The sequence below is a fragment of the Microcoleus sp. T3_B1 genome, assembly GCF_036700445.1.
Lineage (GTDB): Bacteria > Cyanobacteriota > Cyanobacteriia > Cyanobacteriales > Microcoleaceae > Microcoleus.
Genome location: NZ_JAUBOX010000006.1, coordinates 62,277 through 85,013 on the forward strand (window position 1 = coordinate 62,277; position 22,737 = coordinate 85,013).

A 22,737-nucleotide genomic window follows, 5' to 3' on the forward strand; every position below is an offset into this window, starting at 1 on the left:
GGCAGTTTCTCTCCTAAAAGTTCACTTTATATCCGTAGCAGCTTACTTAAAAGTTGGAATTATAAATTGGTAAGTATTGGGATTTCTACGGTTTCAGCAATTTTATGAGCTAGCTTTTTAAAGTCTAGGTAAACACTTTGCACGGCCTGGACGTGAGAACCAATTGCCCCATCCGCAGGTTTGAGGTGGAACATAGGTTTATGGGCTTCTTGAGCAAGCGGCATCAGACTCTGATTGTGTTTTAGCAAAGCTAAACAGTGAGGATCTTCAGCGATGGAAAGCGTGCTATTTTCCGATTCATTGAGCACAGCTTCCCGATAAATATTAGGAATCCGTGCAATCCATCGCTGATAAGCTTTCACTGGGCGGTCTAGCCGTACCGAGTGTTGCAGGACAATATAACCAACAGGTTGCATTTGACCTTGAGGAAGCTTTAAATCAGGGGCAGGATTTTTCTCTAATCTTTCTAGCCATTCTTGCCGCCAGCGTCTGAGAGTTGGGCCGAGATTTTTCAATCCTTGCAGTGAGAATAAATCCGGTGATAGAGGAACTACTACATAGTTAGCTGCAATCAAAGCGGCCCGGTTAATCGCTCCTAAATTCGGGCCGATGTCTGTCAAAACTACATCAGCTTGATGAACTGTTGCTGCTTCTTGCAAGAGTCGCCAAAAAGCAGAGATGACCCGAAAAGAACGCTCCTTGCGATCGGTGCACCCGGGCCATTCTGCTGAGAGCTCATCTTCAAATCCAGAGAGCAATAAATCTCCTACCAAGAGTCCCAATCTTTCTTCAATCTGCTCTACTTCTGGAGTAGCAATATCACCAATTCCTCTAATTAAAGGTTGTACGCAGCGAAAAACTGTGTTAGGTCGGTTATTGCCTTCCCACAATTCTTCTAAACGTTCTTCATCTAGAAAAGCAGCAGTCAGATTGGCTTGGGGGTCTAAATCTGCTGCTAGCACCCGCAGTCCTAAATTGCGATACATCCAGGCTAAATGATAGACTAGCGAAGTTTTACCGACGCCACCTTTATTATTGAAAAAAGCAATAATGGGTACTGTCACGGATGCCTCCTAATAATTACTAAAACATGAGCATCTTCGACAACAAACTCCGGTGGTGGGCTGCCATTTTTTTGCAGTGAATTGCGAGCTATGGCGATACCAATTCCAAACCTTTGTACATAACCAAGATTTTTTAAGGCTTCTGCTAAATTTGGATTTCGGTAGTCAGTGATTCCAGGCATACCAAAATTTTGCCGATTAACTTGTCCAAAGGGCCCGCCGGGGTTTTGAATTTCAATGCGATCGCTAAACCAGGTAATTCTTACTGGTGCATACGTCCCTTCATAGGTGCGGTGCAAGAGCGCATTTCTAGCAAGCTGTTGCAATGCTACTAACGGGTAATCTGGCTGCTGGATTTCCACTGACTGAGCGGTAATATCAGAAGCTACTGAGATATGAGATTGCAGTATTTCATCTAACACTCTCAGCATCATAGAAAGTGGCCCAGCAATTTCTTTCTGGTCTTTAATGGGGTCAGTTAGCTCAGTTCCCTCAATTCGCAAAAATTGAATATAAGCCCCAGGTATCAATTGCCGGGGGTCTTTTCCTACTACCAATATACCTAAATTTGTTGGCTGAATTGACGGTAAAGTGCTAATAAACCTTACTGATGCTAATTGGTGTTCGACGGTTCTTTGATTTTCTTCTAATATGTCAATAGGCAATGTTGAAGGTAGATATTCCTGTTGAAATAAAGTTAAATTTAAGTCATCTAGTGTCCCGGAAGGCAAAGATTGAATATCAAAAGGTAAATCTCTGGAACGCCGTTTTTCTGAGAGACGGCGCTCTTCTTCGGCTGTGGCAGTAGTGCGGCGGGGGCCCACCCGTACCCAGATTCGCCCGTCATAGCGGACAGGGGGTGCATCTGATGGTTCTACAATGACTGCTACTAACTCGCATCCCGCAAGCGTTCGCTTTTGCACGGTTATCGCGGGAAAAGGCAGTATATTTCCATCTGAACGCATATCCGAGAGGGTTAGTAAAAGTTGATCGGTGATGCTCAAATTGGCACAGCTTCCATCATCATTAACACCTATAAATAGTACCCCTGGCTGTTGGTAGTTTGGCAAGTCGTTGGCAAAAGCGCATATAGCCTGACGGAGTTTACCTTTATCAGATATTGAGGCCTTGCGCTCTACTCGATCGGATTCAATGTCTTTGAGGAGAGTTTCTAACTGACTGTCATCCATGCTTTAACTTATTTCTCGTAAATAATTCTTACTGCTTGGTAACAGCAGACTGCGGCTAGTTGGGGAATTGTTAAGAGTTTAAAGAGAAAAGTTTGTTTTCAATTACTACTTACCAATTTCCCGCACCAGCCGCTAAATTAAATTTCTAATTCCCTTCACTCAGCCTCCGCAAATTCAAAATATCGCTCATCTTTTTAATTTGCATACAAGTGCGCTCGAACTGTTGTTTATCCTGGATATCCATGCACAAGTCAATTAAGGCCGGCAATCCGGGGTAGGTTTTGACTTGAGCGCTGCGGACGTTCACTTGGTTGTCCTTCAAATGCGATAAAACATCATTGAGAACTCCCACTCGATCGAGGGCTTCAATTTGAATGTTAACCGGATAAGTGTTGGGCCGAGATTCATTGCGGTTGCTGGAATTCCAACTCACAGGAACCAAGCGATCCCCAGGCACGTTCTCAACATTTGAACATCCTTGTCGGTGAATCGAAATTCCGCGGGTGCGAGTCACAACTCCAATAATTGATTCCCCAGGAATCGGACAACAACAGCCGGATAAATGGTAGAGCAATCCCTCTACACCTGCGATCGGCGATTTGCTCGGAGACGAACTCGGTACTGGTTTCGGTGCCGTCGATGCAGGTATTAGCTGGGGCAATTCGTGGGTTCCTGCAGGAGCCGCTTCAATTTTTTGCTGCACTTTTACTAAATCTCGCAGTCGATTTACTACGAGATTTAGGGTAACTTCGCCATAGCCCAAACCGGCGATTAAATCTTCGACACTGTGGTAGTTGCAGCGCTGAGCCACCGATTGCATGGGTTCAGATTTCAGCAAAGATTCTAAGCCGTTTTTACCTAATTCTTTTTCCAGCAATTCCCGCCCGCGAGCGAGATTTTCATCTCTGTGCGATCGCTTCAACCACTGGCGAATTCGGTTTTTTGCTCCGTTTGTCTTGACAAAATTCAGCCAGTCGGAACTCGGATGACCATTTTTTTGGGTCAAGATTTCTACAATATCGCCGTTCTTTAAAACCTTGTCTAGTGTTACCATTCGCCCGTTTACTCTGGCACCGGTGCAGTGATTGCCAATTTCTGTGTGAATGCGGTAAGCAAAATCTACGGGAGTTGATCCGCTATTGAGAGCAATCACGTCTCCGTTAGGAGTAAAAACGTAAATATCTTCGTCGAATAAGTTGTCCTTAATGCTTTGTAAATATTCGCGATCGTCTTTGAGGTCGCTTTGCCATTCAAGGAGTTGTCGCAGCCAAGTAAATTTTTCGTCGTCGCCGGTGACTTTTGTGTTAGAACCGCCAGTTTCTTTATATTTCCAGTGCGCGGCAATGCCGTATTCTGCAATGTGGTGCATTGCTACGGTGCGAATTTGCACTTCGATGGGGCGGCCGCTGGTTCCGATTACTCCGGTGTGCAAAGATTGGTAGCGGTTGGCTTTTGGTAAACCGATATAATCTTTAAAGCGGCCGGGAATTGGGCGGAAAGAATCGTGGACGATCGCCAAAGCCCGATAACAGTCATCATTGGTTTCTACTATGATCCGCACCGCCGCAATATCGTATACTTGCTTAAACCCTTTTTGGCGGCGCTGCATCTTCCCGTAAATCCCGTACAAATGTTTGGGACGGCCGCTAACTTCATAGCATTTAATGCCTAAATTGTCAAGCCTTTCTCGCAAACTATCTGTGACTTCTGCGAGTTGAGTTTCTCGATCGGCTCGCTTCTCGGCCACCAATTCCTGAATTTCGCGGTAAGCTTCGGGTTCCAGGTATTTAAACGCTAAATCTTCCAATTCCCACTTAAAGCGGCCAATACCCAAACGGTTTGCTAGGGGAGCAAAAATATCTCGGGTTTCTAGGGCAATACTGCGTTGCTTTTCTTCGGACAAATGCTCCAAAGTCCTCATGTTGTGCAGCCTGTCTGCCAGTTTGACCACAATGACGCGAATATCTTTAGCCATTGCTAGGAACATTCGGCGGAAATTTTCCGCAAGGCGCTCTGTTTTGCTGGAAAAATTAAACTTAGAAAGCTTGGTGACACCTTCAACCAACTGTCGCACTTCGGCGCCGAACCGCTGTTCTATTTCTTCGAGAGTAATATCTGTATCTTCAACAATGTCGTGGAGGAAGCCGGCGGCAATCATGACGTTGTTGCCGCCCATATACCGGAGTATTCCAGCGACAGCTACCGGATGGCAAATGTAAGGTTCTCCCGATTTGCGGTATTGTCCTTCGTGCAAGTCGCGGGCAAATTCAAAGGCCCGACAAATTAAGCTGTCGTCAGTCGAGCAATTCGGGTTAGAGCCCCCATCAGGCTCCGATCGAGCATTCAGGCATTCTTGCAGCCAATCGGGAACTACAGCAGGATCGATCGAAGGAGAGGGAGTCAGAGTGTTCGCGTTCATGGGGTACACCTTTAAAACTTAGAAATACAAATGGTTAAAAGCCAGTTTTTGGTTGAATTGCCGAAATTATGTGTTTAGCTATACTAAACTACTTGAATGCCACAATTGGCAATTCAAAAAAATAGTCGATTTTTCTGTTAACTCTACCTATCTAATTCCGAGTCGCCCCCCCTCGGAGGTAGGAAAATATAGTGACACCACTGCCACCGCCGCAGTCTGTCGATCGGGGAAAATCGGGTAAAATAAGCATATTTTGGCGGTAGCCGTTGAGGTTGCGGGCGATCGGCATTTACCGGCAACGCTAAACTAAAAGCAGCAGCCAGAAGGGTAGAGTTAGGGCAGAAAATCAAAAAAAGTTCTCACAAAACAGGGAATAGCTCCAAAAACGCACAGCTTCCCTCCCTATGAGCAAACTTAAGTAAGTATCTACTTAGATTATAAATACAAATTTGTTTACAAAATCATGATATTGTCCGAAGACCGCCGCCAGTGCTACCAAGAATTACAGCAAGCGCTAGAACAACTACAAAGAACTGCTGCACAGGATAATCTGGATCGGGCCGCGCTGGCGATCGAATACAGAAAAGTGCAACAATTTTTCGGAAACCAAATTATGAGAGCCGAAAGCGATGACTTAGACGCCTCAGAAACACCCCCAGAGCAGTCCTATTTGACGGAAATTCACAAGCAACTGCGGTTATTGGGGACAGATGTCACGTTTTTGCAAGCGTCGCGCCAGCCAGCGACAGCAAAGGCGAGGCAAACTGGGGCGATCGCGCGGCTTAACACGCTAATTGGCTACTGTGGCGCGCTGCTGCAAAAAAATTCTGGTTCTTCAGGGCCCGCCCAGATACAGAATTAATAATTGAATTAACAGGGAATTAATAAGGCAAGGAGAAATAAAGCGGTGGAATGTCCAAAATGTAAACATCCCAATTTAGATGGCGGTACCTTAGCCGGTCGTATGTCCGTGCAGTGGTGTCCCAACTGTTACGGTATCTGGATTCCAGGCAGAGAATACGAAGCTTGGCAAAAAGAGCAAAGCCAGTGGTACAACAAATCCGACAAGCCTGATGCGACAGGGACTCTCGGCATAGAATTCACCCCCTCTGTCTACGACAGCAAAGCAGCGCTGTGTCCCGAAGACGGTCACTATCTGTCGCGGGCGAAAGTTCCTTTCAGCAGAGTGCCCTTTTACATAGAGCGCTGTATGTTGTGCGGAGGCATTTGGTGCGATAACGGCGAGTGGGACATTCTCGAAAGTCTGGGATTCCACACCGAGATTGACAAGATGTTTTCTGCGAATTGGCAAGCTAAGGCCCGCGTGCAAGAACTCGCCTCTCGGGAACGTCAAGTGCTGACTGAGAAGCTGGGGCCGGATATCGCCGGATATGTATTGGAACTCGCGGAAGTTTTAGCAGACCATCCTCACGCAGATTGTGCCGCTACTTACATACTGCGGAGAGCTGAGTTGAAGCGAAAGGAAATTTAGTCAGTTGATGGTTGTCAGTTGTCAGTTGTTAGTTGTCAGTTGTCAGTTGTCAGTTATCAGTTGCTCGGTGAATGATGTACTAATAAAAGCTTTGTTTGTAGCTATTTTTATTTGTATTTACAAACAGCAGAGCAGTCTCTTGCCCATAACTAATAACTCTGAAACACTAAGAAGTAACAACTAACAGCCAGTATATTGACCATTAAATAACAAATAACAACTGACCACTGACCACTGACTACTGACCGAAAACGTCCAGGATACAAGCCCCCGAATTTATCCGTGGGGTTAATGCTTTAATTCTTTAATCTAAAATCCAAAATCTAAAATCTAAAATCGATTGACTAAGGACTAATGACTAATGACTAATGACTCTTCTCTATTTTCCGTTGACAATCTGCGAGTAGCTTATCCTCAGCGGCGAGGCCAATCTGGTTGGGCCGTTGACGGGGTTTCCCTGACGCTGAAACCGGGGGAAAAGCTCGGATTAGTTGGGGAGTCTGGGTGCGGTAAGTCAACTTTGGGAAGGGCGGCGATGCGGTTGCTGCCGGATTCAACGCTGATTGAGGGGCGAGTTAGTTTTGCTGGAGAGTCGGTGTTTGATATGAATGCTTCGCGGCTGAGACGGTTTCGGGGCGAAGCTGTAGCATTGATTTTTCAAGATCCGATGACTCGTCTCGATCCTTTGATGACTGTAGGAGAACATTGCATCGAGACTTTGCAAGCTCACAGACCGAATTTGGATCGCAAGCAAGCTAAGAAACGGGCGATCGACATTTTGGAAGCTGTGAAAATTCCCGCGTCTCGCTGGTCGCAATTTCCCCACGAATTTAGTGGCGGAATGCGGCAAAGAGTAGCAATTGCTTTGGCTCTTTTGCTCGATCCCAAATTAATTGTGGCGGACGAACCGACTACAAGTTTGGACGTAACTGTAGCTGCTCAGATTTTGCAGGAATTAACCAGACTTTGTGAGGAACGGGGAACGGCTATTTTGTTGATTTCTCACGATTTGGCGATGGTGGCTGAGTATTGCGATCGCATTGCAGTGATGTACGGCGGTAAAGTCGTAGAAACAGGGCCGGTGCAAAACGTTTTTGAAAAGCCGCAGCACGAATATACTCGATCGCTCCTCAAAGCAGCTTTGCACATTCAAGCCGATTCTGACAAAGGGTTAGCATTCGAGGAAATCAGGACTGAAGCGGTTACTGCAAACTCAACAAATGCGCCTCTTTTGACCGTAACCAATTTGCAGCAACACTACAGTTTAGAAAGCAATTTATTAGATCAGTTGTTTTCCAGGAATCGCCAGGTAATAAAAGCCGTAGATGGCGTTAGTTTAGAGCTACAACGGGGAGAAATCCTAGGGCTCGTGGGGGAGTCCGGCTGCGGCAAAAGTACCTTGTCACGCACGATTTTGCAGCTAATTACCGCGACAGGTGGCAAAGTGGAATTTCAAGGAATAGATATAACTGCCCTGAACCGCGATGCTGTGAGGAAGCACCGCCGCGAAATGCAAATGATCTTTCAAGACCCCCATGCTTGCCTGAATCCGATGATGACTGTCGGGCAAAGTATTGCTGACCCTTTGTTTATTCACAAATTAGCTAATGGCAGCGAAGCTAAAAAACAAGTAATCCAAATGTTAGAACGGGTGGGTTTAAGTCCAGGGGAGGATTTCTTTCGTCGCTATCCGGGGGAATTGTCAGGAGGACAACAGCAGCGAGTTTCGATCGCCCGCGCTTTGATTACTCGGCCGCAACTGATAATTTGCGACGAACCGGTGAGTATGCTGGATGCCAGCGTGCAGACTCAAGTTTTAGAGCTGATGTTGGAGTTGAAGCAGGAATTTAATTTGACTTATCTGTTTATTACGCACGATTTGTGGGTGGCGAGATTTTTTTGCGATCGTATTGCGGTAATGAATGCTGGCAAAATTGTTGAAATCGGTAAGACTAGGGATATTTTTACTAATCCGCAGCACCCTTATACTCAGCAATTATTGCAAGCAGCTCCTTTACTGGCTCGAACTCAATAGAAAGGTATAAAATTGGGGCCATCTAATTTCTGTCACGAGCTTCTAGATGGATTTCGGAAATTTCCGGTTAAATTGGTTAAAGTTAAGGGATACTTTTCAAATCCTTCCACCGACACCAAGCACGATATGGCAGAATCTGACCTAGGCAGTTTTGCGGTGGCACCCGACGCCTCGTTCGCGATCACAGAAGATGAAGACACCGAGATCGATCGTCCGACGGTAACTCGATCGTCAGCATACAACAACTGGTCTGCCGACGATCCAGTGGGAGCTTTGTTCAAGGAAATGGCTCGGTATCCTCTACTGACAGCAGCCGAAGAAGTAGAGTTGGCGCGCCGCGTTCAAGAATTGGTAGCCCTGGATGAACTTGAACAGCGTTTGCAGCAGGAATTGGACAGAGTGCCGACAAAAGCTGAACTCGCTGCGGCTTTGGGGATAAGCGAAACTCAACTGCAACAGCTTCGCCACCAGTGTCAGTCGGCGAAACGGAAAATGATCAGCTCGAATTTGCGCTTGGTGGTTTCGATTGCCAAACGCTATCTTAATCGGGGCGTGCCTTTTCTCGATTTAATTCAGGAAGGAGCTTTGGGTTTAAATCGAGCCGCCGAAAAGTTCGATCCTGAGAAGGGTTACAAGTTTTCTACCTATGCCTATTGGTGGATTCGCCAAGGAATTACCCGGACAATTGCCAATCAAGGGCGGACGATTCGCTTGCCTGTTCACATTGTCGAACAGTTAAATAAACTCAAAAAAGTTTATCGAGATTTGAAGCGTTCTCTTCAACGCAATCCAAGTGAAACTGAACTTGCTAGAGAAATGCAAGTTACTTGCGAACAGCTTCGCTACCTCCAGCAAGTACGTCGGCAATCTTTGTCTCTCAACCACCGCATCGGCTCAGAAGAAAGTTCGGAACTTTTGGATGTTCTCGAAGATAACGCGACGCAATCTCCCGAAGCTCAGATGAATGAGATGATGATGCGCCAAGATATTTTGGAGGTGTTGGACAGTATTTTGACTGAGCGGGAAAAAGAGATTGTTGCTATGCGTTACGGTTTGCTGACCGGCGAACCTTACACTTTAGAAGAGGTCAGCAGTTTGTTCAATTTGTCCCGCGAACGAGTCCGTCAAATTCAAAATAAGGCAATGCGAAAGCTGCGTCGCCCTCAAGTGACGGAACGATTGAAGGGCTGGTTGAAATAAAGTAAAAAACATTGAGTTGGCATTTTGAAAAATCTTAAAATTATTGTGGGGTGGCACTCCGAGGCCACCGTAAATATGCTGGTTTAATGTGGAAAAAATTAATTAAAAATTACAAATTAAAAATGTCTTGATGTGGTATTTTTAATTGTTGATTGTCGCGTACTACTTACTTATTTATGTCTTCTGAGGTAATTTTGCGTCCAGCTACCCGCGCCGACGTGCCGGTGCTGTTTGATTTGATTAAAGCTTTAGCTGAGTACGAAAAATTATCTCATGCCGTTACGGGCAATGCGGTTGATTTGGAGAATCATTTGTTTGGCGATCGACCTTTTGTTGAAGCGATTTTAGCCGAGTGCGAGAGTCGAGTTGTGGGCTGGGCGCTGTTTTTTTACAATTATTCTACTTTTTTGACTCAGCCGGGAATTTATTTGGAAGATTTGTTTGTGGTGCCTGAGTTTCGAGGGCGGGGAATTGGCAAGTCTTTGATAGTTTATTTAGCGCAGTTGACAGTAGAAAGGGGCTGCGGGCGTTTGGAATGGAGCGTTTTGGATTGGAATGAATTGGCGATCGGATTTTACAAGCGTATCGGTGCTGATGTGATGCCCGACTGGCGGATTTGCCGGGTTGCGGGCGAGTCTTTGGCAACTTTGGCATCGAAGTAATTCAGGCGGGCTCGCGTGCCCAACCCCTACTCCCCACCCAAAATTCATCTGTTGTGGAACAGGCATCTTGCCTATGTGTGGAACAGGCATCTTGCCTGTTAGTTAGTGGAACAGGCATCTTGCGTAATTCAGGGCGGGCTAGGAGCAACGCCCCACCCAAAATTCATCTGTTGTGGAACAGGCATCTTGCCTGTGTTTGGAACGGCATCTTGCGTAATTCAGGGCGGGCTAGAAGCCCAACCCCTACTCCCCACAAAAAATTCATCTGTTGTGGAACAGGCATCTTGCCTGTGTGTGGAACAGGCATCTTGCCTGTGTGTGGAACAGGCATCTTGCCTGTTAACCTAAAATGCCGCACTAGGGTTAATTAATACCTACCTACTTAATTGACAAAAATATAGGAAAATTTAGATAATAGTTAAGTTAATTGGGAGAGTAGATCGTGATTATTTGGGTAAACGAGCAAATCGATCCGTCGGGCATTCTTTATTCTTGTATTGCTTGTTGCGATGAGACTCAAGCGAAGGATTGCCACGAATCTTTTGAGAAGAATTTGACGGCCGAGCAAAAACAGCAGGGCTGGGTTGCTACCTTGCGGACTGTTAGTTCTTGGGATGAGGTGCCTGTTAATGCTTTGAAATTGAATTAATGAGTGCAAGTCATTAGCAGCTTTAGTGTCGCCGTATTTCCGTTAGAGCGAAACGGCAGGAAAACGTGGGACATCTGTTCGGAAAAGGCAAGATAACTCGATCGCACATTGGTCAAATTAACAGAGGTTTGGTGAATCGGAAGGCAAAAAGCTGCAAGCATTTGGGGCGGCCAGTCTGAGGATTGTGTCCTGGAAGGTGCGGGAATTTGGGCGGAAATTTTCGGCACAGCAGTGCTACGAACACGCTAGGACGAAAAAGCGTGCAAGTGCGATCCTCTTCGAGGGCTCCGCTAACGATAATTCGCATTTCTTAAACGGACTTTAGCATTACTATTAATACATAAAGGCATTTCCAATTGTCAAGTTAAATTTTTATGGTTGAAACCTTATTTCACGCTTATACCCCTCTAGTTATCTGGACGGGCTTGGGACTGCTGCTGTTTCGGTACATCCCAGTTGATTTTCCCAAGCTGCTGAGCCACTTTCTTTTCTGGATTGGGATACCGCTGCAAATTCTAGTTTTAGCCCGTCAGAGCGATTTTTCGGGTGCTGTGGGATTCACGCCGGCGATCGCCATATTCGTGTTATTTCTGAGTACGAGTTGTGCTTGGCTGACTTGGGTATTATTGCGTAGGCTGAGTGCGGCCCACATCCAAAAGCCCTATTTTCAGGGCAAAAATTCTCTGGTGAACTTATTTTTATTAAATTTTAATTCCCTGAAGCGATCGAGCCAAGGCAGTTTTCTCCTAGCTGCGATGTTAGGGAATACGGGCTTTGTTGGATTAGCAATCACCCCGTCTATCATCAGCAGCGATAACAACAACTGGGCTGTATTGTACAGCGTCACTAACAATGTTATTGGAACTTATTGTTTCGGTGTATTTATTGCTAGCTATTTTGGGAACTCCGAGCAAAAAAATCACTGGTGGACTCAGATCCGGGACGTGCTGACAGTTCCCGCTCTGTGGGCATTTTTAATTGGTTTTTATACTAGAAACATCCCCCTGCCCGAGACAGTGGAATCGGGATTGCAGACTGCTGTTTGGGTGGTAATTGCCAGTGCTTTGCTGCTGGTTGGCATCCGGCTGAGGTCTATTAAGAAATGGGAAAGTTTTGAACTGGCGTTAATCCCGTCGCTGTTAAAAGTGGTAATTGTGCCGGTGCTAATCGGATTGGGTGCTAGTTATTTCGGATTGAGTGGCGATCCGAGGTTCGTGTTGGTGTTGATGTCGGGAACGCCCACAGCTCTTTCGGTGCTGATTTTAGCAGAAGTATACGAGCTCGATCGCGATTTGTTAGCTAGCAGCATCGCCATCACTTCTGTCGGGTTGCTGTTGATGCTTCCGCTGTGGTTAGCTGGGTTTAGTTGAAGTTGGGCGATCGCGTGGGAGTTAGAAACCGGGTTTCTTCACTAAATCGGGCGTGAGAATTCCAAGACGATCGCAGAAACCCGGTTTCTTGGATTTTGGGGCGCGTGGGAGTTAGAAACCGGGTTTCTTCTCAAAATCTCGGTAAGGATGCGTAAATTATCGCAGAAACCCGGTTTCTTGGAGTCTGTGGGGAGTCAGAAACCGGGTTTCTTTTCAAAATCTCGGTAAAGATGCGTAATTATCGCAGAAACCCGGTTTCTTGGATTTTGGATCGTGTTACTAAAACAGGAAACAAACCAAAAACTAATGATTGTTGCAAGGTTTTTGATAATTATTATAATATAGAAATAACTTCGAGGAGGTTATGGCATGACAAGCATATCCGACGAACAAACAGCTATCATCCGTACAGAAAGAGGACTGTCGATCGCAGGTACGCGCATCACCATCTACGACATCATGGACTATGTGACGGCTCAATATCCGCCTAAGTTTATCAAGGGATTGTTTGACCTTACAGAGGAACAAATTAACGCAGCTTTAGCTTATATTGAGGCAAATCGCGCTGATGTTGAAGCTGAGTATCAAATGGTGCTTAAGGAAGCTGAAGAATTGCGGCTGTATTATGAAGAAAAAAATCGCGATCTCATTGCCAGAATAGCCGCCATGCCACCAAAACCAGGAACCGAAGCTGCTTGGGAAAAACTTCGAGCGACTAAGGCCAAACTTGATGCTAAAGCATAATTTTTTTGATCGATCGTAATCTCAACGGACAGGCCATAATTTTGTTTGGCTCTATTGCTAATCAAGGTTGGCTTGATATCATCCCAATTCGTTTTGTCACCTTAAAGGAGATTGCTTTAATATGTTAACTAAATACATCCAAGCTGCTATGAAGCAAGCTAAGTATGAAATTTTCCCTGATGATGGGACTTTCTACGGAGAAATTCCTATCTGTGAGGGAGTCTATGCAAATGCTGTAAGTCTCGAAGCTTGTCGAGAAGAATTGCAAGAGGTATTGGAAGACTGGATTTTACTTAGTCTCACCCTGAAACTTCCTTTACCTGTCCTTGATAATATCGACCTTACAGTTACCAAGGAAGTTGCCTGATGCCTCCTTTAAAACCCGTCAAACGTCGAGACTTAATTTATTATCTGAAACAACTGGGATTTGACGGCCCCTATTCGGGAAAAAGGCATCAGTTCATGTTGAAAGATAACCTTCGCATTACCATCCCCAATCCTCATCAAGGTGATATCAGTGCCAACTTTTTAGCTAAGATTTTGCGACAGGCTAAAGTTGATATTAGTGATTGGGAGAACCTCTAAACTTGAGAGGGTTTTGTCAATTATATTAAATAAAACGATCGCGCTTCTTCTGCTACTGGAGATGGTAGGGGAGGGGCGAGCGCAATTTGATTACCAACAAAAGTAAGGTGTGTCACCTGCGATAATCGATCGTTTTGGTGAAAAATGGCAAGGTGACGCACCCTACTACTAAAAGACCTATTCTAAAGATGTCTTTGTTTTACTTCTTGACAAAAGCATAAAAACTCGTTAGGATAACTTTTTAGGTAAAAGTTTTATTTAAACCAACAAGGTACAAGAAAAACTCACCCAAAAGTTGGTGTTTTGGCATTTTACAAAAAAAGGAAACAACGACAATGACTATTATCCAAGACGGTGAGTTCAAAGGCGCTATTGTTGGAACCAACGGCAATGACGCAATTCAATAATCTGGAATCATTTTTGGTGTCCAAGGTAACGATACCCTTTCTGGCAATGGTGGTAACGATACCATTTACGCTGGCAAAGATAACGATATCTTGTATGGTGGTGGTGGAGATGATTTTCTCCGCGGCGATCAAGGTAACGATACAATTTACGGCGGTGAAGGTAACGATACCATCTACGGTGGCAAAGGTGACGATTTCATATTTGGTGGTGAAGGTATCAACATTCTTTACGGGAGTAATGGCAGCGATACTTTCAATGTCAAAGCAGGAGATCAACTTCCAGACTACAATCCTGCAGAAGGAGATGTTTTAATCGGTAACTTTTCTGTCGAAAACGGAGTTCTTCAAGCTATAACTACTCCAACTCCCACACCAAGCCCAACGCCTACTCCTACACCCGCTCCGGCTCCGACTCCCACCCCTACCCCTGTGATTCCAAGACAAGATAGCGTTGCTGCTTATTCTAATGGCAGTGAAGTAATAGGAGTAGGTCGCACAGCCCCTCGTAATTCCGAGCTTGCTTCAGAATCTGGATCTGATACTTTGACTGGCTCCGGTAGCAGTATACTTGTAGGCATTGCTGGAGATCCAGATTCATTTGCTGCCAACTTAAACTCGCGGTTAATAGGAGATGGCATCAAAAACTTTGGAACAGAAGATGAAATCCTTCTTCCTACGGTTCTCCAAGGTAAAATCCGAATTGTTCCTTCAACACGTGAGCCTAATGGATTTTTTGTCCAAGGAAACCAAAAAAATTACTTGTTTGTTTATAACAGTCAAAACAATTTAACTGCAACAACAATAGAACAAGCGATTAAATACATATAGCCTCGCCTTTCTTTCGTCATCTACTAAATGTGAAAACTCATCTTGTCTCTATTTGAGAAATAAATAGGAGCTAAAATGAAAAAACTCCCTATAGAAATCAATTTATAATTAAAAGCTTGTTTGAATGCCAGCAGTTGTTGTGTTTGGTTTTCTTAAGGGGGCTTTATTGTGTCTTGTAACTTCACCTGCATCAATCAGTTTATATAGTAGCACTTCTCAACTTCTACATCGATCGCATAAAAGCATTCACCGCATCATATTGATCCGCCATCCGCGAATAAAACTCGATCGATCGCAAATCCAACTCCGGCAAAGGTTCGCTCTTACTCACCAATTCATACCCCGTTGGACGCAAGCAATAAACCGAAATTACCCCATCCTCCCAAAACCAAACCTCCTGCACTCCCACCCGACGATAGATTTCCAGCGTATCAATTCCACCACTCGTCACTGTTATTTCGATCGCCAAATCTGGAACCGACTTGCGCGTACCCAAACAATAAGACTCATCTGGTTCCTTCCGTGCACCTAACTCCTTCATCCCGATAGTTGTACTGCCGCGCCCGTAGAAACGAATGTTCTTCGTCCGCATATAAATCTCTAAAAGCTGATCTAAAGTGTTTCTAGATTCTTCATGTTCCTCAGAAAAAGGAGCCATAATTTCTAAACACCCATCCAAATAAGTTAAATGCGCCCCAGTTTCCGCCAAATCTGCATCCAACTTTTCCAGAGTCTCCCATGTCACGTTTGAGAGGAAAGCCGCACCTGTACCCAATCCTGCTTTAGAAATTGCGACAACCATCTGACTTACCTTTTAGGATGCTTTTTTATATTAGCGAATATTAGCTAAAGTTTCAAATCAGATTGCTATAAAATTTCGCAGTACAATGAACAATAACTGCACGGAAACGGCTATGAATGAGACAATAACTGCTACAGGTCTGCCTCCTGCATTCCCCGACCATAACCAATTGCCAGACGAAGACGGTACATTTGTGAAAAATTTTCAGGAGCATCCCCAGAGCATCATTTTGACAGATTCGATCGGGCCTGTTGTAGAGCGACTGCATCCAGACGGACAATATGCGATCGGGCAAGATTGCGGCATTTACTGGCGAGAAACTGACCCGCCAGAGCGAGGTGCAGAAGCACCGGATTGGTTTTACGTGCCGAATGTACCCGCAACACTCGATGGTTTTCGCCGTTCTTATGTACTTTGGCGGGAACACATGGCTCCGTTCATCACAAATTTGGGTAGAAACCCCGTCCTTTTAGGACGGCTTTATATTAGAATGTAATTGGTCAACGACCCACCCGAGACGATGGATCAAACAGCCTATACGAGCGAAGTTCAGCCCGAGGTGCTGGCGGCGAAGCAAAATCGGTAGACCGGGATGCATAGGATAGGGCAATGGAAGTCTAACCCTAGAATCAAACCTACGAAGAATTCCGTTTGGTATTCGACACGTAAAAACCGCAGGGCTTGCGGGGTTAGTCTGTGGAGCGAACATAAGACCAAAACTCTTTGAGGGTGGAGGCAGTTGCGAAGAAGCAGAAACTTAAGTCGCGAGGCTTAAGAATCACCGTACCTTCAGGTCGGTGAGTATGTCAATGCTTTAGAATTTGCTAGCGGTAATGGAGAGGAAGAGCGCGATTCCCTTCGGGATAGCTTCGCTTCACGTACTCCGCTTTCTGTGGCGGCCGACGGTACAACAACTAAACCCGGTAAGTTTTGGGTGTACGAGAGAATTATCCGCATCCCTTACTACGGTATTTATGAAATGAGAACTGGCAATTTAGAAGTCTATCACCTGATAGATTTTGGGTATCGAAGGATGGAGCCAAACGAACGCGGTCACTATCCGATTCCTGTACTAGATGTAGAATTGGGACTGTGGCAGGGAAGCTATCAAAATCAAGAACTGCTTTGGCTGCGGTGGTGGGATTCGCAGGGGAATTTGCTGTTAACTGGCTCCGAACAAGTTGAAATTGAGCGGGCTCGAACCGAGAAAGAACGAGAAAGAGCCGAACAAGCAGAGCGAAAAGTTACCCAGTTAGCGGAGCGACTGCGAGCAATGGGAATCGATCCCGATGCTGAGGATTGATATCAAAGTCCCAAAACTATCTCTGTAGCGCGAGCATCCCGCACCTAATCTTTTATAATCACAAAAAACAAAGCTGATGGAAACTAAACCACCTCTACCGCCCTTTACGTTGGAAACGGCTAAAGCCAAAGTTCAAGCTGCTGAAGATGCCTGGAATACCCGCGATCCAGAACGAGTAGCCTTAGCTTATACGGAAGATTCTCAGTGGCGAAACCGTGCCGAATTCTTCAGCGGACGGGAACAAATCAAGGCTTTTTTAAGACGAAAATGGGGAAAGGAACTAGATTACCGTTTAAAGAAAGAACTGTGGAGTTTTACAGAAAATCGGATTTCTGTTCGATTTGAGTATGAGTGGCACGATGATTCTGGCTACTGGTATCGCGCCTATGGTAATGAACAGTGGGAATTTGCAGAAAATGGGTTAATGCGAAGACGTGAAGCTAGCATTAATGATGTTCCGATTCAAGAATCTGAACGGAAGTTTCGATAAGATTTATCGGTGAGTTGTTAGAGGCATTAATAAGGGGGGACTTGCGGGCGGTGAATTTGACTTTTGCAAGAACTCTAGAGAAGTTTATAGAGCATCTGCGATCGTGTAGAATCTTAAAAAACAATTTTAATGGAGTTTTGTTGCAAATGAAATTTTTGGCGATCGAAACACTAATTGTTAGTTCTCTCCTTCTGTCAAACTCATCATTGTCATCTGCTCAAAGTAATCCACAAGGGTCTACAATTCTACCCACAGGAGCTTACTACGCTCAAGGAACAATGTTCAATAACTCCCGTAGAGAGATTGCACATCAAAACAATAGAATCTGCATCAAGATCGTTGATGGCCCTGCAAATCCCTACAAAGGAGTCGAATCTATCACAATTAGCAGCGTGTCTGTTGAAAATGGGAAATACTATATTGATGCAACTGGCACAGAGCTAGTATTAAAAAACAATGGAAAAGCATTCTCTGGCGACATTCGCGGTACATGGGAGTATAGAGGTATCTCGCCCGATCGAAGGAGTCAACCCATACAAGCTCAAAAAATGGCAGAGTGTGTAGCGGCTCAAGGACGATATGTGGAGAAGATGGAAGGAATATCAATTTCAGGAATCGATTTTCCCAAGCATTAACCACGATCGAGATGGGTGGGGGCGCAACCAAAAGGCGATATGTTGGATGCAGTAATGGGTAATCGGAGTAAGGTGCGCGGCGCGCACCTTATACCAATTTTTTATGAGGTTGCATAGAATCCGATCCCCCCTAGCCAAGAGGGCGGGCACGGGGAGTAGGGGTCGCACCGCCCCTACTAAGGGGGGGACAAGATTCTTCTCAAAGTCAACCCCTACTCCCCAACAATCAGGGGGAGTAGGGGGTATGCGAGGGGGATCGAGATATGTGCAACTTCACATTAAATTGGTATTACATCATTAGGTTATTCGTCCCAGACTGTATCCTCAATCGGTAAGCAAACTCGGAGAAGTCAGCACAAAGACATCCCTGGTTCCCACTCCTTCAGATTCCGGTTTAATCGGCGTAGTAAAGTGGAAAAACTCGTGGTCGTTAACTAACAGCAATTCTCCCGGATGCAGAATTTTATTAAAAACAGGCTTCTCTCTTTTAGCCAAGTACAAATGCGTTTCCCCGCCTACAATATTAGTTCTGTCCACCGAGAAAATTCCGATAAAGTCAGTACCGTCTTGGTGAATGCCTTCCGGTGCGGGGTTGCCGAAATTGTTTGGTGAACAAGTCGTCCTGATTTGATGGATGCCGATTTCAGCTTCCGGGTGAATTTTGCAGGAATCGAAAAAAGCAAAAATCATCTGTTTGAAATTATCGAGGGCAATTAGTCGATCGTCCAATTCGGCAAATTCCCGCCTGATATCACCCACTAGCGGATTGTATGTTTTGCTTTGAAACAAATAGCCGTGAGGTAACTTAACTAACTCATTTCCGTTGACTGCAAACCGCGATAATCTTCTCGAACGATACTTACCTTTCACATACGGATCGACAGGCATATCGTCAAAAAATTCCTTGAAACCTTCTAGCTTAATCGAGTTTACTTTTTTGAAAGTAAACATGAAAGCATAATCCAAATGAATGGATTCTAATACGGTTTTCATAGATTTTACTCCCTGAAGCCTTGCTCCCCTCCCTAATTTTGCCGGGAGGAGGTGTATGCTTCTACTCTAGCGCAGGTTTTTTGTATGTGTCGTAAAAGACACTACAAAAATTGCAAAGATATCGTAAAGCTTGCAAGATGAATCCGGGGCTGGTTCTTCTTTTAATCCAAAATCCCCAATCTAAAATCTAAAATCTAAAATCTAAAATCTAAAATCGATTGACTGCTTTCACCAGCGACTGACAGGCCCGCAGGAAAACGGCAACATCGACCCCAAGTGCGACGTACTGAACGCCAGCATCAATCCACTGCTGGGCGATTTCGGGGTTTTCGGCAAAAGTACCGGCGGCTTTGCCTGCTTTGCGGATGGTTTGCACTGCCTCCTGCATCATGTCGATGACGCGGGGATCGCGGACTTGGCCGGGAATGCCGATCGACTGCGACAGATCGTAAGGCCCCAGAAAAATCACGTCAACCTCTGGCACAGTAACAATTTCTGCCAGGTTGTCGATGCCAGCTTTGCCTTCGACATGAATCACAACTAAGGATTCTTCGTTGAGTTTGTCGGTGATATTTGTACCTGCGGCGGTGTAAAGTCCCGCCCGCGTAGCGAAGGAAAGGCCTCGCGTGCCCAGAGGACTGTATTTAGCGCTTTTGACAGCGGTTTCGGCATCGATTTTGCTTTCAATTTGAGGTACTTGAACGCCTGCACTGCCGATGTCGAGAGCTCGTTGAATTTGCGGCCCGTCGTTTTTGCGGACGCGAATAATCGGTGCAATTCCAGTGCAGTCGGCGGCGCGACACAAATCTTCAGCAGCAAGCGGGTTCAGGGGCCCGTGTTCCATATCGATAACCGCAAAGTCGAATCCAGCGTGACCGCATATTTCTATGAATGCGGGATAAGCGCAGTTCATAAATAAACCGAGGACTGTTTCGCCTTGTTTAATTTTTTGTTTCAGTTGGTTTTGACGCATGGGTAATCCCGGAAAATTGAGTTTTTTTTAGCGCAGATGAAGCCAGATTGCTTTTAATAATACAGCTAAAATATTGTCGTAATGAATTACTTTAGGTTAACAGAATAGACAAAAATTTTGTAGCTGCTTTTGCTTCTCTCTTAAAGGGAATCAAGCACAAAAGCCAGCCAACAATAAACATTCCTAAGATTGGTAAAAATATGGCTCCCACGGATGGTTCTACTAACCAAGCAAATAAAGCAAACATTCCAATACTGCCAGTTGTCCACAGCCAAAGAATCAGAAGTCCTATAACTGTTTTATGTAAACTCATCCTAATTTTGATGGAACAACCGAATTGTTGAGTATGTATATCTCCTTGTATAATTGGGAACAATAAATGTCTCCCGATGATGATGCGATTGATTTTGAAGGTTTTGCCAGAAATCGTTCCTTCATAGGGTTTCGCAGGTGGCGGCCCAAAGGGTATAATTATTCTAAAAACTTTTGGAGGAGTAACAACTTCGTCCAACCTGCGTAAAACTTCCGAATAAGTCAAACTGGTGGTAATTGTTAAACTCTCAAAAGGAATAAATAACCTAAAAAATTTGACTATTTTGAGCATAATGTTCATCCGGCTGTTCAATAGTTGTTGCTGGTATTAATGCCTCTTCTCTAAAAAAGTTTTCCCTGACAACACCGCGAAATACCAGTATACTGCAAAATAAACATTTAGATGGGATGAGTGTTTTTCGCGCTATGTCAAAATTAATTCCACAATCTCCGATGAAACTTCGACAGTATCTATTTTGGCTCAAAGGTCGATCGATCCTTAGCCTCACCCTCGGCATAATTTCCGCGATTGGGAACATTTCGCCAGTATTTGCCGCACCGGGTCGCAATCCAGACAATGCAGAAACTTGCGACATTCTAGTAGCAGGCGGCGGGCTTGCAGGCGCTGCTACCGCTTACGAAGGTTTGCTGGCAGGGCGCACAGTTTGTCTCACTGAAATTACTGACTGGGTAGGCGGTCAAATTTCCTCCCAGGGAACTTCCGCACTCGATGAAAGAGATACTCAGCGATCGCTCTTATTTTACCCCCGTGGCTACCTAGAATTGCGGGAGCGGATCAAGGAACATTACGGCCGGCTAAATCCCGGAGGCTGTTGGGTTAGCTATTCGTGTTTCATGCCCTACGACGGTCACAAAATTCTATTTAACATCTTGCAGGATGCCGCTAGAAAAGGCAAAGGCACGCTGAAATGGTTTCCCAATACAGTTATTAAAGAACTAGCAATTACTCCTGCTGTGGCGGGGAATACGGTTGGTGGTCAACAAATTAAAAGTGCGATCGCCATTCAACACAAACCCGCCCCCAACACCCCGCCAATCAACACCGAAACTCTTTCTCAGACTATCGAAGATGCCTATCGCTACGAAAATTCTCCGCGATTTAACAAAACTATTATTCGGTTTATTCCTAAAGCATCTGGAACCCCCCCTAACCCCAGAAGGGGGGGGAATTCCACAAGTTCCTCCCTTTCTGGCAGTAGGGGGGGTGCTGATTGGTACGTTGTAGATGCCACTGAAACAGGCGAATTGATCGGACTTGCCGATGTTCCCTACCGCCTCGGAATTGACCCGCGTTCCCCTCTCGAACCTTCCTCAGCCAGCCCCACCGGCGACCCTTACTGCACTCAAGGTTTTACCTACACCTTTGCGATGGAAGCAACGAAGGAACCGCAGCAGCATCAAGTCCCGTCTTTTTATCAACAATACGCTCCTTACTACAGTTACGAATTGCAGAGATTGGCGAGCTTTCCCTTAGTTTTCAGCTACCGCCAAATCAGGAGCATGAGACCGGATCAAAAGCGACCTTCCGACCCGAAGCAATACCCGATTTATCCGGGGGATATTTCGATGCAAAACTGGACTTGGGGCAATGACTATCGTCCCGGCAATTCTCAAGATAATTTAATTTACACTCGCGAGCAGTTGCAAGAGTCCGGTCAACTGCAACCGGGGGGATGGATGGGCGGTTTGCGAACGGAAACTTTGCGAAGAGGAGAGGAAAATGCCAAAGGATTTTTCTACTGGCTGGTAACAGGAACTACTGACTCGCAGCTAGGAGAGGGAGTCAAAAAGCCTAATCCAAACAATCGTTTTTTGAGCGGTTTGGATTCGCCGATGGGGACGGTGCACGGACTTTCTAAATATCCTTATATGCGGGAGGGCCGGCGTATTATTGGGCGGCCGAGTTTCAATCAGCCTCAAGGTTTTACGGTGTGGGAAGTTGATATGTCTCGCACTGACTTTACGGCTGATTTTTATCGCGAGAATTTGTCGGAGGAAGAGTATCGGAAGTTGTGGTTGGCTGTGGGTGGTTTGAATGCGCCGGCTTTGGCTGTGGGAAGTCAATCTGTTGAGGATACAAAATCGCGATCGCGCGCTACGATTTATCCTGATTCTGTGGGTATCGGTCATTATGCGATCGACTTTCACCCCTGCATGACTAACAGTCCGCCGGAAGCACCGGGAAATACCGAACGGGAAGGCACTCGCAAAGGTCAAGGGCAAGCTTATCCCTTCCAAATTCCGCTGCGGGCAATGATTCCTCAGAAAATTGACAATATGTTAGTGGCGGGTAAAAGTATTGCTGTTAGTCACACAGCGGCCGCTGCTTATCGAGTGCATTCTTTTGAATGGTCTGCCGGTGTGGCGGCGGGAGTTACGGCTGCTTTTTCCCTAGAAAAGGGGATTCTACCTTATGAATTAGTGGACGAATTGCCGTCCCGCGAGCCAAACTTGGAAGTGTTGCAGTTGCGGTTGCAACAAAATGCTAATCCGATCGCCTTTCCGGGTACTTCTATTTTCAATAGTTCGTGGCAAAATTGGAAATAATCGCACTTGGTAATCT

At 45.5% G+C, this 22,737-nt stretch carries 24 protein-coding genes and 1 pseudogene; 16 read left to right on the plus strand and 9 right to left on the minus strand.

The features are described 5' to 3' along the window. Nucleotides 1-59: 59 nt before the first annotated feature. The 4 genes from QT990_RS05675 to QT990_RS05690 form a co-directional block, all read right to left on the minus strand. Nucleotides 60-1,064 carry an AAA family ATPase gene (locus QT990_RS05675; protein WP_333140221.1) on the minus strand — a complete coding sequence of 335 codons (1,005 nt, stop codon included), beginning with the start codon at nt 1,062-1,064 and terminating at the stop codon, nt 60-62. Further along, nucleotides 1,061-2,254 (minus strand): ATP-binding protein, encoded by a 1,194-nt coding sequence (locus QT990_RS05680; protein WP_333140219.1) that lies wholly within the window; start codon nt 2,252-2,254, stop codon nt 1,061-1,063. The genes QT990_RS05675 and QT990_RS05680 overlap by 4 nt, the downstream gene beginning before the upstream one ends. Before the next feature lie 145 nt (nt 2,255-2,399). Further along, nucleotides 2,400-4,673: a bifunctional (p)ppGpp synthetase/guanosine-3',5'-bis(diphosphate) 3'-pyrophosphohydrolase gene (locus QT990_RS05685; protein ID WP_333409222.1), complete on the minus strand. Its 2,274-nt coding sequence runs from the start codon at nt 4,671-4,673 to the stop codon at nt 2,400-2,402. A gap of 151 nt (nt 4,674-4,824) precedes the next feature. Further along, nucleotides 4,825-4,962, minus strand: a complete 138-nt coding sequence (locus QT990_RS05690) for a hypothetical protein (protein WP_333140215.1) — start codon at nt 4,960-4,962, stop codon at nt 4,825-4,827. A gap of 174 nt (nt 4,963-5,136) precedes the next feature. Between QT990_RS05690 and patD the strand changes: the two genes are divergently transcribed. The 6 genes from patD (at nt 5,137) to QT990_RS05720 (ending at nt 10,711) form a co-directional block, all read left to right on the plus strand. Beyond that, nucleotides 5,137-5,535 (plus strand): heterocyst frequency control protein PatD, encoded by a 399-nt coding sequence (gene patD, locus QT990_RS05695; RefSeq protein WP_333140213.1) that lies wholly within the window; start codon nt 5,137-5,139, stop codon nt 5,533-5,535. A 45-nt stretch (nt 5,536-5,580) separates the two neighbouring features. Beyond that, the gene (locus QT990_RS05700; protein ID WP_333307402.1) at nt 5,581-6,165 is read left to right on the plus strand and encodes a zf-TFIIB domain-containing protein; all 585 of its coding nucleotides are present in this window, start codon (nt 5,581-5,583) and stop codon (nt 6,163-6,165) included. Nucleotides 6,166-6,526: 361 nt separating this feature from the next. Then, on the plus strand, nt 6,527-8,200 hold the full coding sequence (locus tag QT990_RS05705; protein WP_333465012.1) for an ABC transporter ATP-binding protein: 1,674 nt from the start codon (nt 6,527-6,529) through the stop codon (nt 8,198-8,200). 126 nt (nt 8,201-8,326) lie between these two features. Beyond that, nucleotides 8,327-9,400, plus strand: coding sequence for an RNA polymerase sigma factor, RpoD/SigA family (locus QT990_RS05710; protein WP_333465013.1), 1,074 nt, complete (start codon nt 8,327-8,329; stop codon nt 9,398-9,400). Between the two features lie 176 nt (nt 9,401-9,576). Beyond that, entirely contained in the window at nt 9,577-10,062 is a 486-nt protein-coding gene (locus QT990_RS05715; RefSeq protein WP_333465014.1) for a GNAT family N-acetyltransferase, read from the plus strand. Between the two features lie 442 nt (nt 10,063-10,504). After that, nucleotides 10,505-10,711, plus strand: a complete 207-nt coding sequence (locus tag QT990_RS05720) for a glycogen debranching protein (protein ID WP_333038077.1) — start codon at nt 10,505-10,507, stop codon at nt 10,709-10,711. Here the strand turns inward: QT990_RS05720 and QT990_RS05725 are convergent. After that, complete coding sequence (locus QT990_RS05725; protein WP_333465015.1) at nt 10,708-10,938, minus strand: hypothetical protein; 231 nt, start codon at nt 10,936-10,938, stop codon at nt 10,708-10,710. The two genes, QT990_RS05720 and QT990_RS05725, sit on opposite strands and share 4 nt — an antisense overlap. Before the next feature lie 147 nt (nt 10,939-11,085). Between QT990_RS05725 and QT990_RS05730 the strand changes: the two genes are divergently transcribed. The 5 genes from QT990_RS05730 to QT990_RS05750 all read left to right on the plus strand — a co-directional run bounded on the left by QT990_RS05730 (nt 11,086) and on the right by QT990_RS05750 (nt 14,645). Next, nucleotides 11,086-12,081, plus strand: coding sequence for an AEC family transporter (locus QT990_RS05730; protein WP_333465016.1), 996 nt, complete (start codon nt 11,086-11,088; stop codon nt 12,079-12,081). Between the two features lie 369 nt (nt 12,082-12,450). Next, nucleotides 12,451-12,825, plus strand: a complete 375-nt coding sequence (locus tag QT990_RS05735; RefSeq protein WP_333140199.1) for a DUF433 domain-containing protein — start codon at nt 12,451-12,453, stop codon at nt 12,823-12,825. A 121-nt stretch (nt 12,826-12,946) separates the two neighbouring features. Beyond that, complete coding sequence (locus QT990_RS05740) at nt 12,947-13,192, plus strand: type II toxin-antitoxin system HicB family antitoxin (RefSeq protein WP_015178899.1); 246 nt, start codon at nt 12,947-12,949, stop codon at nt 13,190-13,192. After that, on the plus strand, nt 13,192-13,410 hold the full coding sequence (locus QT990_RS05745; RefSeq protein ID WP_333102003.1) for a type II toxin-antitoxin system HicA family toxin: 219 nt from the start codon (nt 13,192-13,194) through the stop codon (nt 13,408-13,410). The genes QT990_RS05740 and QT990_RS05745 overlap by 1 nt, the downstream gene beginning before the upstream one ends. Before the next feature lie 416 nt (nt 13,411-13,826). Continuing rightward, nucleotides 13,827-14,645, plus strand: coding sequence for a hypothetical protein (locus QT990_RS05750; RefSeq protein ID WP_333307421.1), 819 nt, complete (start codon nt 13,827-13,829; stop codon nt 14,643-14,645). 223 nt (nt 14,646-14,868) lie between these two features. On the opposite strand, the gene QT990_RS05755 is transcribed toward QT990_RS05750, so the two are convergent. After that, a complete protein-coding gene (locus tag QT990_RS05755) occupies nt 14,869-15,447 on the minus strand; it encodes a Uma2 family endonuclease (protein WP_333140196.1) in 579 nt (192 codons plus the stop codon). A 112-nt stretch (nt 15,448-15,559) separates the two neighbouring features. Here QT990_RS05755 and QT990_RS05760 point away from each other — a divergent pair, with 112 nt between their 5' ends. From QT990_RS05760 to QT990_RS05775, 4 genes and pseudogenes are all read left to right on the plus strand, one after another. Continuing rightward, nucleotides 15,560-15,943 (plus strand): hypothetical protein, encoded by a 384-nt coding sequence (locus tag QT990_RS05760; RefSeq protein WP_445252005.1) that lies wholly within the window; start codon nt 15,560-15,562, stop codon nt 15,941-15,943. A 315-nt stretch (nt 15,944-16,258) separates the two neighbouring features. Continuing rightward, nucleotides 16,259-16,750: pseudogene (locus tag QT990_RS05765) on the plus strand (Uma2 family endonuclease); the annotation flags it as partial. A 76-nt stretch (nt 16,751-16,826) separates the two neighbouring features. Then, the gene (locus QT990_RS05770) at nt 16,827-17,240 is read left to right on the plus strand and encodes a nuclear transport factor 2 family protein (protein WP_333140194.1); all 414 of its coding nucleotides are present in this window, start codon (nt 16,827-16,829) and stop codon (nt 17,238-17,240) included. 206 nt (nt 17,241-17,446) lie between these two features. Beyond that, nucleotides 17,447-17,875 (plus strand): hypothetical protein, encoded by a 429-nt coding sequence (locus tag QT990_RS05775; RefSeq protein ID WP_333465017.1) that lies wholly within the window; start codon nt 17,447-17,449, stop codon nt 17,873-17,875. Between the two features lie 324 nt (nt 17,876-18,199). On the opposite strand, the gene QT990_RS05780 is transcribed toward QT990_RS05775, so the two are convergent. The 3 genes from QT990_RS05780 to QT990_RS05790 all read right to left on the minus strand — a co-directional run bounded on the left by QT990_RS05780 (nt 18,200) and on the right by QT990_RS05790 (nt 20,454). Continuing rightward, entirely contained in the window at nt 18,200-18,868 is a 669-nt protein-coding gene (locus tag QT990_RS05780; RefSeq protein WP_333140191.1) for a 2OG-Fe dioxygenase family protein, read from the minus strand. A gap of 208 nt (nt 18,869-19,076) precedes the next feature. After that, entirely contained in the window at nt 19,077-19,841 is a 765-nt protein-coding gene (locus tag QT990_RS05785; RefSeq protein ID WP_333140189.1) for an aldolase/citrate lyase family protein, read from the minus strand. A gap of 91 nt (nt 19,842-19,932) precedes the next feature. Then, the gene (locus tag QT990_RS05790; protein WP_333300254.1) at nt 19,933-20,454 is read right to left on the minus strand and encodes a hypothetical protein; all 522 of its coding nucleotides are present in this window, start codon (nt 20,452-20,454) and stop codon (nt 19,933-19,935) included. A 152-nt stretch (nt 20,455-20,606) separates the two neighbouring features. Between QT990_RS05790 and QT990_RS05795 the strand changes: the two genes are divergently transcribed. Next, nucleotides 20,607-22,721, plus strand: a complete 2,115-nt coding sequence (locus QT990_RS05795) for an FAD-dependent oxidoreductase (protein WP_333140185.1) — start codon at nt 20,607-20,609, stop codon at nt 22,719-22,721. Nucleotides 22,722-22,737 lie beyond the last annotated feature (16 nt).